The organism is Anaerosalibacter sp. Marseille-P3206, assembly GCF_900155565.1.
Classification (GTDB): Bacteria; Bacillota; Clostridia; order Tissierellales; family Sporanaerobacteraceae; genus FUHM01.
Map to the genome: position 1 here is coordinate 1,637,748 of NZ_FUHM01000002.1, position 14,034 is coordinate 1,651,781.

Sequence of the window (14,034 nt, forward strand, 5' to 3'; positions counted from 1 at the left end):
CTGTATAATATATAGATAAGTATGAAAAATGTGACAAAGGTTTATTTACTATTATATGTAAAAGGGGTGGGGTATTAGAAATGAGAAAATTTAAGGAATTAAAAATATTCAAAAGTAAAAAGAAGAATCTAAAAGTAGGAAATAAAGAAAAAGGTCTTAATAAAGGTAGTTCTATAAGTAGAAAGATAGCAATTATTATTAGTTTTTCTTTAATTTTATCTATAGTAGTTACAAGTTATTTTTCTATAAGAAATAGTAAGAATGCATTGTATAAAGAATTAGATAATAGTGCAATTCAAATAGCTAGTATCCTCTCCTATCAAGTAGAATCTATGTCTAGTATTGAAAAAGATATTGATTCTATAGCAGAAGACTACATATATGATATGAGTTATCTCATTGGGAGTGTAGAAGATGTTGACAATGAAAAGTTGAAAGAGATGACTAAATCTACAGGAATAGCAGAAATAAATATTGTAAACACAAAGGGTGAAATCATTAAGTCAAATTTAGATAAAAACATAGGTTATGTATATAAAACTGAAAACCCAATTTGGAAAATATTAAGAAGTGGGAAAGATAGGGTGATAGAGCCAGTTAGAGAGAGTACTGTTGATGGTAAAAAGTACAAATATGGTGCTCGTATGATATATGGTGGAGCTGTTCAAATAGGCATTAGTGCAGATGCTTTAGATATAACTTTAAAAAGTTTAGGGATTGATTCACTTGTGGGAGAATTAACCAAAGGTGGAAATGTGCTTCATATAACTCAATTAAACAAGGATCTTCAACCTGTTAATGGTATAGAAGAAGGAGAAAGCTTTGAAGTTTCAAAGGAAGTGAAGAAGGCTTTAGGAAATGGCGAGACATGTGCTTTTCCTAAATGGGACAATAAGCTTAAAAAGCAAGTATATAATGTATATATACCTAAGATTGGTGAATACAAGATGCTTGAAGGAGCACTTAATATTGGTCTTTCTATGGACAGTATAGAAGAGGCTTATGTCAAAAATATCAAACACAGTATTATGTTGGGGATTATACTATTGATATTATTGTTAGTGATTATAACATTGTTTATTGATAAAAGTGTAATAAATCCTATTAGACAATTAAATATATTGATATCTAAAATATCTAATTTAGACTTGAGAAAAGATGAATCCTATGAAAAGTTATTGAAAAATAAGACAGAAATAGGTCTTATGGCAAAAGAAATGAATAATATGAGATTGGGTCTAAATGATATAATGAACAATATATCTAATGCTTCTAATAAACTTAATAAAAGTTCACAAGAGATTTCAAATAGTTCAAGGGAAACTTCTTATTCTATAGAAGAAGTTGCAAAGGCAGTTGGAGAATTGGCAAATGGGGCATATGAGCAGGCTAAAGAATCTGCAAATGGGTTTGAAAAGTTAAATGTGTTGGCAAAGACATTTGATGATACTTTGGAAGGTGCAAAGGTACTAGAAAAATATGCTGTAGAAACTTCAAATGCAAATAGTGAAAATGTAAAGGTATTAGAAGATTTAAAGGAAAGTATTTATGCAAATAACAAGATGATTCAAGAAATTTCTGAGAGGATATATACTCTATCAGAGAGATCAAATAATATAAGAAATATTGTTGAAACAGTTGATGCTATTGCAGAAGAGACCAATCTATTGGCATTAAATGCAGCAATAGAGGCAGCTAGAGCTGGTGAAGCAGGAAGAGGATTTGCAGTAGTAGCTGATGAGATAAGGAAGCTTGCTGAAGAAACTAGATCGTCAACAGAAGAAATAGGAAGAATAACAAAAGATATAACTAGTGAGATAGAAGTTACAAAGGGTCAAATGGATAGTGCAAATATTGCTTTAGGTAAGTCAAATCAAGTTGTAGAAAAGACTATATCTTCTTTTGACAAAATAAAAGAATCTCTACAGGCAACTCTTAAACAGATAGATTCATTAGGTAGTAGTATCGTAAGTGTAGGTAGAGATAAGGATGAGGTTGTATTATCTATTGAATCAATAACTTCTATTGCAGAAGAATCCTCTGCATCTACAGAAGAAGTTTCAGCTTCTGTAGAAGAACAGACTGCAACTATTGAAGAAATTGCAAGAATGACTGAAGACTTAAAGAATATGGCTGATGAATTAGATAGCATAATAGCAAAGTTCAAAATTGAATGAGTCAGGGGACGGTCCCTTGACTCACTTGAAAAACGCTACACAGGCAGAATGTATTGTCTTATTAAAAAGGTTGAAAGGGGTATTGGAGTCTACGGACAAAAATGCTGTTCCATTTGAAGTAAAAAGCGTTGAACAAGTTTATAGTGGTGTAAATGAAGGGATAACTATAAAAGAAGTAAATGGGAAGGTTATAGTAACTATTGTTGAAATGTACCCAACACCAGGATATACAACTAATGTAGATAAGATATTTAGGGATAGTACTGGGGAGTACGAAATTTACTTATCTGAAAAATCACCAAAACAGGGAAGTATTCAACTTCAAGTTATTACTTACAAAGTGATCGATTTAGAAATTGATGCTACTAATTTAGGGGAAAAACCATATACCTTTAAAACCGTAAGACATTCCATATTTACACCATCGATTAATCAGTTATATAAATAAGTATTAAAAAGACGTTTTTTGACAATATGTCATATAAAACGTCTTTTTTCGTTTAAAAATATGTCTATTAATGTTATAATGTATAACGTACTAAAGAAATTGAGAAAGGGAGTTCAATATGGCTAAGAGAGAAAGAATAGAAGAGCTCTTTTATATTAGAGCAATAGCGGCCTTAGGAATACTGATTATCCATGCAACAGGGAGTTTTGCCGTATCATCAGAATATGGATCAAAGGCTATGTATTTAGGTATATTCTTGAATCAGTTTTTTAGATTTGGAAGTCCTATATTTATGATGGTATCTGGCTTAGTTCTTTTCTACAACTACCGTTCATTAGATGAATTTGACTCAAAGAAATTTTATAAAAAGAAATTTAAGTTTATATTTTTACCTTATGTACTCTGGTCTACTATTTATTTTTTATACAGCCACTATATAAGTAAAGTACCCCTGAAAGGGCAAGGGAAAGTACTTTTAAGAGGCATTCTATTAGGGGAATCATATTCACATTTATACTTTATATTTTTGATATTTCAATTCTACATATTAGTTCCATTAATACTTAAATACCTTATAGAACCTATGAAAGAAAAACCATTAAAAGTTTTTATAATATTTACCATAATCCAAGGTGCTATACTAATATATCAATACTATTTTAAAAATTATAATGCTACAGGATTTATTAGATTGTTTAATAAATACTATTGGAAAACTGTATTTGGATGGTTTGCGTATTTTATCACTGGAGGAATAATAGGTTTACATTATAAAAAAATAGTTAATTATATTGAAGAACATATAAGAGGAATTTTACTGGGTTATATAATAGTTGCAATCTTTTATGTAGGACAAGTTTATATTAATATATATATAAACCAAGGGCGAGATTATTATGGAAAGTTTGGTTCAATAAGACCCCATACTATTATATATGCATTTTTTTCCATGGCAGTACTTTTGTATATTACTAGGAGGATTGTCAAGAAGGATAATTTCTTATTTAGAAATCTTAAGGATTTTGGTACCTATTCCTTTGGAATATATTTTGCTCATCCATTGGTGCTTGGGGAAATAAAGATAAAACTTTTAAAATATTTCCCTCATGCAATAGGGTATAGTAGACTTAGTTCTTTGGTTTTGATAGTAGGATTAGGAATTATAGTTTCATATTTTGTAGTATTACTCTTAGGAAGTACAAATATTAGATGGCTATTCATTGGAAGGATTCCAAAATATAAATGGGGAAGAGAATTATCGACAAATTTGTAGGAGGCGTTTAACTTGGGAAGCAATACTAGGAAAGCAGCGGGATTTGCTGCCATGATTGCAGGAGTTACATTATTTAGTAAATTTTTAGGATTTGTAAGGGAAATTCTAATTGCCTCTAAATTTGGTTCTGGGGTTGAAACAGATACCTATTTTGTAGCTATGACAGCTACTGTCATAGTTATGACAACTGTAGGTGCTGCGCTAAAGACTACCCTTATTCCAGTTTTTTCAGAAATTGAAGAGACAAAGGGAAAAGAACATAAATTAAAATATTTAAATAATGTTTTCAATGTAATATTTTTAATAACTATAATACTTGTTGTAGCAGGATATTTTCTTTCACCAATTGTAGTAAAGATACTTGCAAAAGGGTTTACTGGTGAGCAGTATGAAATGGCTATAAAATTAAATAGAATAGGTCTTCCAATAATAATTTTTATGGGATTTAGCTATGTTGTTTCAGGATTTTTAGAGAGTAACGAAATATTTGGCCCACCAGCTATATCAGGAATTCCTTTTAACTTGGTATATATATTATACCTTTTGATTTTAGGGAATAAATTTGGAATTGTAGGACTTATGTTGACAAGTGTAATTGCAGCTATAAGTCAATGGTTAATTCAAGTACCAGCGGCTAGGAGATTGGGATTTAGTTATTCTATGGATATTGATTTAAAGGACAAATATTTGGGAAAAGCTCTATCACTTACAGTACCAGTACTTATAGGTTCTGCTGTTCAACAAATAAATGTAATTATAGATAGAACTCTTGCTTCTAGTTTAAAGGAAGGAAGTATTTCTGCTCTTAACTATGCAAGTCGTGTAAATGATATGATTATTAGTGTATTTGTCATGGCAATTACAACTGTTATTTTTCCTATGTTGTCCAAGGTTTTTTCCAAGGAAGATACAAAGGAAGGTAAACAGTTGATGTCACAGGGGATTAATATGATTCTTATAATCACTGTTCCAGCTACTATAGGGATAGTTATACTAGCTCCTCCTGTAATAAAGATATTTTTCCAAAGGGGAGCTTTTGATGGGACTGCAACTTATATGACATCTCAAGCATTAATCTTTTATTCACTTGGTTTAGTGGGCTCATCTTTGAGATTAATGCTCAATAAAGTGTTTTATTCAATTCAGGATACTTCCACACCAATGAAAAATGGCGTTTTTGCTGTATTAATCAATATAGTTCTTAATTATATTCTTGTCAGATATATGGCTCATAGTGGTTTAGCTTTGGCTACAAGTATTTCAGCAATTATTACTACTATCTTATTGTTTCTAGATTTGAGAAGGAAGTTAGGTAAAATTGGGTTGAAAAAATATCTAATATGCTTTCTCAAGACATTACTAGCATCTATAGTAATGGGAATTGTGGTATATACAACTTATTTCGGACTAACGGGGCTGTTACCAAATAATAGCATAATTGAACTTCTTATACTCATACTCTCAGTAATTGTAGGAATGTCTATTTACTTTATATTATGTTGTATTTTAAGAATAAAGGAAATGAGGATATTGTTAAAGGGATTGAAAAAATCGTGAGATAAAGGAAGGGATACGGATGACGGAAATATTTAGAAATATTTTGGAGAAAGATATTGATTTATCTAATGTTTCTAATAGTGAGTTGAAGACTGTATTAGACGAAATTGGGAGAGATGCAGTTTACAATCATTTATTATTTGGTAAGGACTATACTTATGATTTTTTTATTAAAAATTTAAAGAGTTATTTAGATTTATATAAGTATTTAGATAAAGAATAAATAATATATTTCCGGGGAAATATGTCGAAATAAAATAATATTTAGCAGAAGCTGTTATCAATTTCAAAAAACCAGTCAGAATTTTGTTTGACTGGTTTTTTATATATAGGATAGAAATAGCTGACCGTTTGTTGTAAGATATTAATAAAGGGCGTAATAGTATATGATTATACTCTGATAAAACCTAGTAAAGGGTGGTGAACAGTATGGCTGTACTTGTTTTAGGGGGAGCAGGATATATTGGTTCTCATTGTGTATATGAACTAATTGATAAGGGCGAATCCGTAGTAGTTGTAGACAATCTCCAAACAGGACATCAGGATGCACTACATGAAAATGCTATATTTTGTGAAGGTGATATTAGGGATATTGACTTTTTAAACAATGTATTTTCAAAATATGATATAGATTCAGTAGTTCATTTTGCAGCAAACTCACTTGTTGGAGAAAGTATGAGCAAACCACTGAAGTACTTTGACAATAATGTATATGGAACAGAAGTTTTACTAAAGGCTATGGTAGAAAATGATGTGAAAAAAATAGTGTTTTCTTCATCAGCAGCGGTTTACGGTGAGCCTAAACATATCCCCATCAAAGAGACTGATAAGACAAATCCTACAAATCCCTATGGTGAAACAAAGTTAGCTATGGAGAAGATGATGAAATGGGTAGATTTAGCTCATGGTATAAAATATGTTTCTTTAAGATATTTCAATGTAGCTGGGGCTCATCCAAATGGAAATATAGGAGAAGATCACAATCCAGAAACTCATTTGATACCATTAGTACTTCAAGTTCCCCTAAATAAAAGAGAAAAAATATTTGTATATGGAAATGATTATGATACGAAGGATGGAACATGTATTAGAGACTATATTCATGTAAAGGACTTAATAAATGCTCATTTATTGGCGTTGGAATATTTGAGAAAAGGCCATGATAGCGATATATTTAATCTAGGAAATGGATTAGGTTTTTCCGTAAATGAAATAATAGAAGCTTGTGAAAAGGTAACGGGGAAATCTATTGAGAAAGAGTTTACTTCAAGAAGAGCAGGAGATCCTCCTATGCTAGTTGCTTCTTCAGAGAAGGCAAGAAATATTCTAGGATGGGAGCCTAAATATACAAATGTTCGAGATATAATTGCTACAGCTTGGAAGTTTCACAGTTCACATGTAAATGGATATATAAAGTAATATGGGGGAATTTCATGATTGATATTAATAAGGAAATCACAAGACTTGTAAATTTTTCTATAGGGAAGGGTTTGATTGATGAGAGAGATAGAATATATGGAATCAATAAATTGTTAGAGGTTTTATCTCTAGATGATTATACAGCTCCTTTTTGTACCATGGATGAAGATGTTTGCGTTGATGATATACTCGAAAACATAAGATGCTGGGCAGTAGAAAACAACAGAGTATCTGATAGCATAGATGAATTGGATTTATTTGATACAAAGATAATGGCTCAATTGACAAAGATGCCTTCAGTAATAGAGGATGAGTTTAAACAGTTATATAATGAGTCTCCGGCGAAAGCTACAGACTATTTCTATGCATTGGCTAAAAATACAAACTATATAAGAGAAAAGAGAATTGCAAAGGATATAAAGTGGAAATACGAAAGTCCCTATGGGATATTGGATATAACTATCAATCTATCTAAGCCAGAGAAAGACCCTAGGACTATTGCAAAGGCTAAGAATATTCGTAAGTCCCACTATCCTGAATGTTTGTTGTGTAAAGAAAATGAAGGCTATGCGGGTAGAATCAATCATCCTGCCAGGGGAAATCATAGGATAATTGAACTAGAACTAGCTGGAGAACAGTGGTTTCTACAGTATTCACCCTATGTATACTACAATGAACATTGTATAGTTCTAAAAGGTGAACATGAGCCAATGATTATTACTAAAAACACTTTTAGAAGACTATTAGAGTTTGTAAAAATGTTTCCTCACTATTTTATAGGTTCAAATGCAGACTTACCAATAGTTGGAGGGTCTATATTAACTCACGATCATTATCAAGGTGGTAGATATACCTTTTCAATGGCAAAGGCAAGAGAAGAAAATCATGTACATTTAGAAAAATATGATATAATAGCTTGTACCCTATATTGGCCAATGAGTGTAATAAGACTTAAAGGAAATAATATAGATAATCTTGTAGAGGCTAGTTATGAAATATTTACAAAGTGGAAGGGCTATAATGATGAAACTGTGTCTATTATATCTGAAACTAATGGAAACCGTCATAACACTATAACCCCAATTTGTAGATTTAAAGATGACTTTTTTGAAATGGATTTAGTATTAAGAAATAATAGAACTACAGTTGAAAGACCACTTGGTATATTTCATCCTAGACCTAAATATCACCACATTAAAAAAGAAAATATTGGTTTAATAGAAGTTTTAGGATTAGCTGTCCTACCATCGAGACTAAAGCATGAGATGAACTTGTTGTGTGAATACTTATTGAATGGTGATATTGATGGAATTAGAAAACATGATGATTTGAGAAAGCATGGTGATTGGGCAGCTAATATCTTAGAAAATTACTTATTGACAGAGGACAATATAAAAGATGTACTACACAAGGAAATTGGAAGTGTATTTTTAGGCGTTATAGAAGATGCAGGAGTGTTTAAGAATACTGATGAAGGGAAAAATGCGTTTACAAGATGCAGGGAAGTTTTGTTTGAAGATATGGGAGATTAGCAAAAACCAGCCTTAAGTTCACATACATGTTCTTAGGCTGGTTTTTTATATTTTAATCTATAGCATTAAAAGCCTTTGCCATTACTTCTCCACGTCTATTTTCTTTATAGCTATTGTAATAATTTTTTACTTCCTTTGCTACAGAAGGATCAAATCCATTTGATTTAAGTTCATTTTCCATTTCTTTTACTAGTGCATTTACCTTTGCATCACTTTCATTTTCCAATGATTTTCCCTTTGACATGTATTTACTAACAAGTTTAGATTTAGATACAGTGCCATTTTTATATTCGCTGTATCCTTGGCTAATCATGGAGTTTAATGCTTCTTCATAGGCGTTTTGTAAGGAGGTAAATTTATCATTGTAATTAGATAATATTGACAAATAAATTACATTGTCTTTATTATTTATATTATTTTCTTTATCATTATTTTCGTTATTACTATTACCTTCTCCTTCATTTGTGACATTGGTATTTGTGTCTTCTTCATTTAAGTTTTCGTTGTTTTTTTCTATAGCTTCTAAAATAGGATTTGAATCTTTAAAGGTTTCTTTATTATTATCAGGTATATCTTTTACTTCTTCATATTTTTTGTAGCTACTCATCATATCAAATACAAATTTGATATTTCCCCAATTTAAAACAACTAGAACGACTAAAATTCCTACAATACTATAAACTATATACTTCTTTTTCTTTACTTTTGCCATTCAAAAATCCTCCTAAAAACATAGTCTTAATTTATTATACCATAAAAAATATAAATGGTTTTTATGTTTTTTTCTGTGTTAAATTTTATATATTTTGGTTGAAAGATTAATAATTTGGTATATAATGAAATGAGCATGTCAAGTTCTAAAAATATAGGGGGTAAAAAATGTTAAAAAATATTAAGGTTAGGATAAAATTTTTGGTGGCATTTTTAATTATAGTTATACTATCAGGAGTTTCTAATTATATATCATTGTCAAAAATCGAGTACATAAATAAAAACCAAAAGATAAGTGAACACAATGAAGAAGAAGTAATAAGATTAGCTAAATTAGAGAAAAATTTATTAGAAATCAGAGGTGATTTGCAAGCTATAGCCTACAATGTGGGTTCAGAAGCGACTAGTTATTATCTTGGCAATATCAAAGTATTATTTGACAATATTGATGAATTGATTTTAGAGTATGAAAACAGTGAATTTGATTATCTAGAAGGAGAAGAAGAAATATTTAATGTTTTTAAAACTAATTATGATGAATATAAGAAAAATGTAGAATCTATTATTAAATTAAGTCAATCAGCAAATTATGATCTTGCAGGGAAGCAATATGGTGAGAGTATAAAAGTTAGGGATATAGCTATAAGTGAATTACATAAAATAGTTGATATGAATCAAAAAAGTTCTGAAGAAATAATTATTAAAAACGAAGAAATTTTCAATAAGTCTAAGAGAATAGTTAATACAATGTCTATTATTTCTTTAGTTATTACCATTGTTTTCGGCATGTATATGTCTAGTAGTATTATGGCATTACTTAAGAGAATTCAAAAATATGCAAATTCTTTAGCAAATTATGATCTTACAGAAGATATTCAAAATGACAGAAAAGATGAATTTGGAGATACTATAGAAGCAATGAAACATATACAGGAAAACTTAAGGATTCTTGTAGGAGATATAATCGGTGAAACTCAAAATTTAAGTGCTTCTAGCCAAGAACTTTCAGCTACTACTGAAGAAATCAATGCTAAGTTTATTGAAATAAATAACTCTGTAGATCAAATAGCACAAGGAATGCAAGATGCAAGTGCTGCTACGGAAGAGATGTCAGCTTCAGTAGAGGAAGTGACATCAAGTATGGAAATGCTTGCAACAAGTGCTTCTGAAGGAAATAATAAGTCTTTTGAAATAAGAGATGAAGCTGTAAAAACTAAAGAAGTAAGTGGTGCATCTAGGGATGCAGCTATAAAATTGTATGATGAAAAACAAAGAAATATTTTGAAGGCAATAGAAGATGTTAAGGTAGTTGAAGAAATAAAAGCTATGGCACAAGCAATATCAGATATTGCTGAGCAGACAAATTTATTGGCATTAAATGCAGCAATAGAGGCAGCTAGAGCAGGAGATAATGGTAGAGGATTTGCAGTAGTTGCAGAAGAGGTAAGGAAGTTGGCAGAACAATCATCAGAAACTGTAGGTGTAATAGAAAGTACTATATTGAAGGTTCAAGAAGCTACTGGAAATTTAGCAAGTAATACTAAAGAAGTACTAGAGTTTATGGATGAGAAAGTAATGAAGGATTATGATGCATTTATTACTACTTTGGATAATAATGTTGAGGATTCTAATTTTGTTAACAATATGTCACAAGATATTGCTTCAATGACACAAGAGATAACTGCTACTATGACTCAATTGAGTCAAGTTGTAGAAACCATAGCTAAAAATGCTGAAGGCTCAAGTGAAAATACAGTAGGTATAGCTGGTGGCATGAATGAAATAGCTCAAGGGGCAGATCAAATAGCTATTACTGCAGAGAATCAAGCTGAATTAGCTGAAAAGCTTAATAGTATGGTTGCAAAGTTTAAAATATAAGATAAGTAAAACCAGCCAATTTGGCTGGTTTTATTGTTTAATATTTTAATAATCTGATCTTCAGCACTGATAGTTTTAGTCGGCGTAGAAAGATTGTCCACCAGATTCTGTTCTGTTGCCACTTTTGTCCATGATAAAATCTGGCTTGTCTTTTATCATTATTCTATAAGAACCACTTTCTTTATTGTTTATTTTTATATTTATTGTACAGTAATCTCTACTTAGGCTAGTAGAGTAACTAGAATCCGAAAGTACATTTCCACTAGGATCTATGATGATTAAATCACGAGCGAATAGTGATTTTAGTTCATCTTGGAGTTTTTCAGTAAAAGTTAGTTCTATAGTACTATAATTAGTTCTTAGATGATAATTATCATCTTTAACTCTTGGTGCTACTTTGTCTAGTATATTTATTGTTCCACCTTGAACATCAAGCTCTATCATAGTTTTCATTTTGTTTGTATTTTTTATAGACAATGTAGGTGGTTCTGTACTATTTGAATTATCAAGTCTTAGGGTGATGACCTCGGAACCATCTACAATTACATCATATATGGTTCTTCCATGTATTGAAAAGTCATCTGGCTTAGCATCTACTATTGGTTGATCAAATTTTATCTTTATTTCATTAGGATCTTCATACACTGCTTGGTATCCTGGTTCAGTTTGATAGAAATCTATTGCTTTTCCCTTCATTGTTGTATATGAAGTAAAATTAAGCGTTATTGGTTCTATTAAATTTCCGGATATATCTTTAACTCCTAGTATTTGAATTTCTGTTAAATTACCAGATGTACCGACTTTTACTTCTTTTCCTTCAATAGTTTCTGGAAGAGTAATCATTAGCATTTTTCCATCACTTAAAGTGTCAAATTGAGTGTCTTGTGGCAAAAACATTCTGAAATTACCAAATTTAACTAAATAGTTGTTTGGATTTGTAATTGTACTCATGTCCATTATTTTGCTAAATTGAAGTGTTATTTGTCTATCTTTACCTGAGTGACTAATAACTCTTGGTGGTGTTAAGTCTTTCATGTCTATAGTTTTTGTATATGGATATATTACATTTTTTAGAGTTGTAGTGTCGTACACTCCTTGTATGGTTAATGTATTTGTACCTACTGGCAATGGTTGAAATAGTACAATCTTATATTCTCTACCAGAACCTGTTATATCCTTAATACTTATTAGTTTATTATCTTTATCTTTTATGGTATAGAAACTTCTGTTGTTAGCTACTACATTTTTGTTGTAGTATACATTTATTTCTTTTCCATTATCAGAAACCCTGATGCTTACTACTTCTGGAGTACTTAAATCTACTGCTGGTACTACGTTTATTTCTCCATATCTAAGCTTGTTTCCTGAGTAGTCTGCTACTCCATCTACGTATATGGTTTCTTTTTTGTTTGCTTGGAGTTTGTTGTTTGAAAAATCTAGTATAACTTCTTCGCCAGATACTTTTACTTGTGTTGGATATCTTTTTAATGACCCATATTTCCAATAGAAATTATTTCTTGAAGCTGTATTAGTATCTATTTCTTCATCAAATGTTAATGTTACTTCTTCTAGTGTTGCTCTTGCTTCTATTAGTTTTGGAGCTTCAGTGTCTTTGATTATTTCAAAAGGTATTGCTTCTTCAACGGATTTATATCCTACATAGTCTTCTATATAGTTAGTAGTTAGAGTATGCATTCCCTCATCTAATGTAGTATAGAAAGTCAAGTAAACAATATTGTCTTCATTTCTTACAGAACCAGAAAATCTTTTTCCATCAATGGTAAAGTTTGAATTCCTTGCAGGTTTTATAGGTTCTGAAAAATATATTTTTAACATTTTATTTCCAAGTTGTTTTACTTTTTCTACATTTGGTACTGCATTGTCAAAAACAGTGAATTCTTCATCTTTTATAGATAGTTCTTCTCCATTTAATGACTTGATTTTATAAATGGATAAGTTGTATTTTTTTTGATTGATCATAGTTGAATTATCAGCTAATGTCAAAACCACTTGTCTGTCTCCATCTTCAAGTCTTACTTTCTTTATATTGCCAGCATTTGTATAGTAGTTGCTAGTAAATAAAGCAGTACTTTTGTCTATAGCTTTTGAGAATGTTAACTTTATTTCCTTTAAGTTGTCAGCTTTTATATCTACTAGTTCAAGTGGAAGTTCTTTTATATTAAAGTTTTCATATTTTGTATAGTAGCTACCATTAGTGAAAGCATAACTATATTCACCACTTTCTAGGCCTTTAACTTCTACTGAAAATCTTCCGTCACTTTGAAGGGCTACATCTACTGATTTTTCTCCAGCTGTTATTCCTTTGGATATTGGCTTTATGTGTAGCTTTAGTGTGTTAGTACCAGTAGCTATACCTTCAACTTTTAGTGTATCTCTATTAATGGTATATGCACTTTCTACATTGAAAGGACTAGGTATATTTAAGTTAAGTGATTCAGCTAATGTTGTGTTAGTACCTTTTTTGTTTATTCTTAAGGCATTTACAGTCATAGAAGCCATTAGACCTCTTATTAAAACATCATTTGGTTGTACGTCAATATTGTCCATGATGCCTAATCCAGATGCAAATGTTGGTACATTTGCCCAATCTTTTGCTTCTTCGTTATAGCCTAGTGCTCTTAGAAGTACTGTTTGCAATTGTTGAACTGTTACAGTTTCATCAAAACCAAATTTTGTTTCAGTTTTACCAACTATAAGACCTTTATTTACAGACCAAGATATATATGGTTTGTAAAAAGAATTGGTTACATCTTTAAAAGGAATTTTTGCTGAACTATTTCTAGCTACAGATTCCTCTTTAAATAGTCTACTAACTAGAACTACCATGTCTTGCCTATTAAGATAATTATTTAGCATCAAGTCTCCGCTTGCATTACCTTGCAATACTTTTACATTACCTAGTATTTCGCCAGCTTGTTTATAGAAATCATCTTGTGAACTTGCTAGACTAGGTGTAAAAGTTGTTAGTAGTAGTGCAATCGACAATAATAGTGATATCGATTTTTTCATTGTTTATCT

10 protein-coding genes are annotated in these 14,034 nt (G+C 30.6%); 8 read left to right on the forward strand and 2 right to left on the reverse strand.

Annotation, left to right across the window (positions count from 1 at the left end; genetic code table 11):
• Window positions 1–80: 80 nt before the first annotated feature.
• From BQ9840_RS09135 to BQ9840_RS09165, 7 genes are all read left to right on the forward strand, one after another.
• Window positions 81–2,177, forward strand: a complete 2,097-nt coding sequence (locus BQ9840_RS09135) for a methyl-accepting chemotaxis protein (RefSeq protein WP_077369493.1) — start codon at window positions 81–83, stop codon at window positions 2,175–2,177.
• Window positions 2,178–2,247: 70 nt separating this feature from the next.
• A complete protein-coding gene (locus BQ9840_RS09140) occupies window positions 2,248–2,625 on the forward strand; it encodes a hypothetical protein (protein ID WP_159436135.1) in 378 nt (125 codons plus the stop codon).
• A 118-nt stretch (window positions 2,626–2,743) separates the two neighbouring features.
• Window positions 2,744–3,898, forward strand: coding sequence for an acyltransferase (locus BQ9840_RS09145; RefSeq protein ID WP_077369495.1), 1,155 nt, complete (start codon window positions 2,744–2,746; stop codon window positions 3,896–3,898).
• A 12-nt stretch (window positions 3,899–3,910) separates the two neighbouring features.
• On the forward strand, window positions 3,911–5,455 hold the full coding sequence (gene murJ, locus BQ9840_RS09150) for a murein biosynthesis integral membrane protein MurJ (RefSeq protein WP_234978642.1): 1,545 nt from the start codon (window positions 3,911–3,913) through the stop codon (window positions 5,453–5,455).
• Between the two features lie 19 nt (window positions 5,456–5,474).
• Window positions 5,475–5,678: a hypothetical protein gene (locus BQ9840_RS09155; RefSeq protein ID WP_077369496.1), complete on the forward strand. Its 204-nt coding sequence runs from the start codon at window positions 5,475–5,477 to the stop codon at window positions 5,676–5,678.
• Between the two features lie 206 nt (window positions 5,679–5,884).
• Entirely contained in the window at window positions 5,885–6,874 is a 990-nt protein-coding gene (gene galE, locus BQ9840_RS09160) for a UDP-glucose 4-epimerase GalE (RefSeq protein WP_077369497.1), read from the forward strand.
• 14 nt (window positions 6,875–6,888) lie between these two features.
• Complete coding sequence (locus tag BQ9840_RS09165) at window positions 6,889–8,406, forward strand: UDP-glucose--hexose-1-phosphate uridylyltransferase (RefSeq protein ID WP_077369498.1); 1,518 nt, start codon at window positions 6,889–6,891, stop codon at window positions 8,404–8,406.
• A 52-nt stretch (window positions 8,407–8,458) separates the two neighbouring features.
• On the opposite strand, the gene BQ9840_RS09170 is transcribed toward BQ9840_RS09165, so the two are convergent.
• Window positions 8,459–9,118, reverse strand: a complete 660-nt coding sequence (locus BQ9840_RS09170) for a hypothetical protein (protein WP_077369499.1) — start codon at window positions 9,116–9,118, stop codon at window positions 8,459–8,461.
• Window positions 9,119–9,285: 167 nt separating this feature from the next.
• On the opposite strand from BQ9840_RS09170, the gene BQ9840_RS09175 reads away from it, so the two are divergent.
• On the forward strand, window positions 9,286–10,995 hold the full coding sequence (locus BQ9840_RS09175; protein ID WP_077369500.1) for a methyl-accepting chemotaxis protein: 1,710 nt from the start codon (window positions 9,286–9,288) through the stop codon (window positions 10,993–10,995).
• Window positions 10,996–11,070: 75 nt separating this feature from the next.
• On the opposite strand, the gene BQ9840_RS09180 is transcribed toward BQ9840_RS09175, so the two are convergent.
• Window positions 11,071–14,025, reverse strand: a complete 2,955-nt coding sequence (locus BQ9840_RS09180) for an Ig-like domain-containing protein (protein WP_077369501.1) — start codon at window positions 14,023–14,025, stop codon at window positions 11,071–11,073.
• Window positions 14,026–14,034 lie beyond the last annotated feature (9 nt).

What these genes read in the sequence shown, in the direction of transcription:
- BQ9840_RS09165 (WP_077369498.1), top strand. Translation starts at nt 6,889, where the DNA reads ATGATTGATATTAATAAGGAAATCACAAGACTTGTAAATTTTTCTATA.
- BQ9840_RS09145 (WP_077369495.1), top strand. Translation starts at nt 2,744, where the DNA reads ATGGCTAAGAGAGAAAGAATAGAAGAGCTCTTTTATATTAGAGCAATA.
- BQ9840_RS09175 (WP_077369500.1), top strand. Translation starts at nt 9,286, where the DNA reads ATGTTAAAAAATATTAAGGTTAGGATAAAATTTTTGGTGGCATTTTTA.
- BQ9840_RS09170 (WP_077369499.1), bottom strand. Translation starts at nt 9,118, where the DNA reads ATGGCAAAAGTAAAGAAAAAGAAGTATATAGTTTATAGTATTGTAGGA.
- BQ9840_RS09135 (WP_077369493.1), top strand. Translation starts at nt 81, where the DNA reads ATGAGAAAATTTAAGGAATTAAAAATATTCAAAAGTAAAAAGAAGAAT.
- BQ9840_RS09155 (WP_077369496.1), top strand. Translation starts at nt 5,475, where the DNA reads ATGACGGAAATATTTAGAAATATTTTGGAGAAAGATATTGATTTATCT.
- galE (WP_077369497.1), top strand. Translation starts at nt 5,885, where the DNA reads ATGGCTGTACTTGTTTTAGGGGGAGCAGGATATATTGGTTCTCATTGT.
- BQ9840_RS09180 (WP_077369501.1), bottom strand. Translation starts at nt 14,025, where the DNA reads ATGAAAAAATCGATATCACTATTATTGTCGATTGCACTACTACTAACA.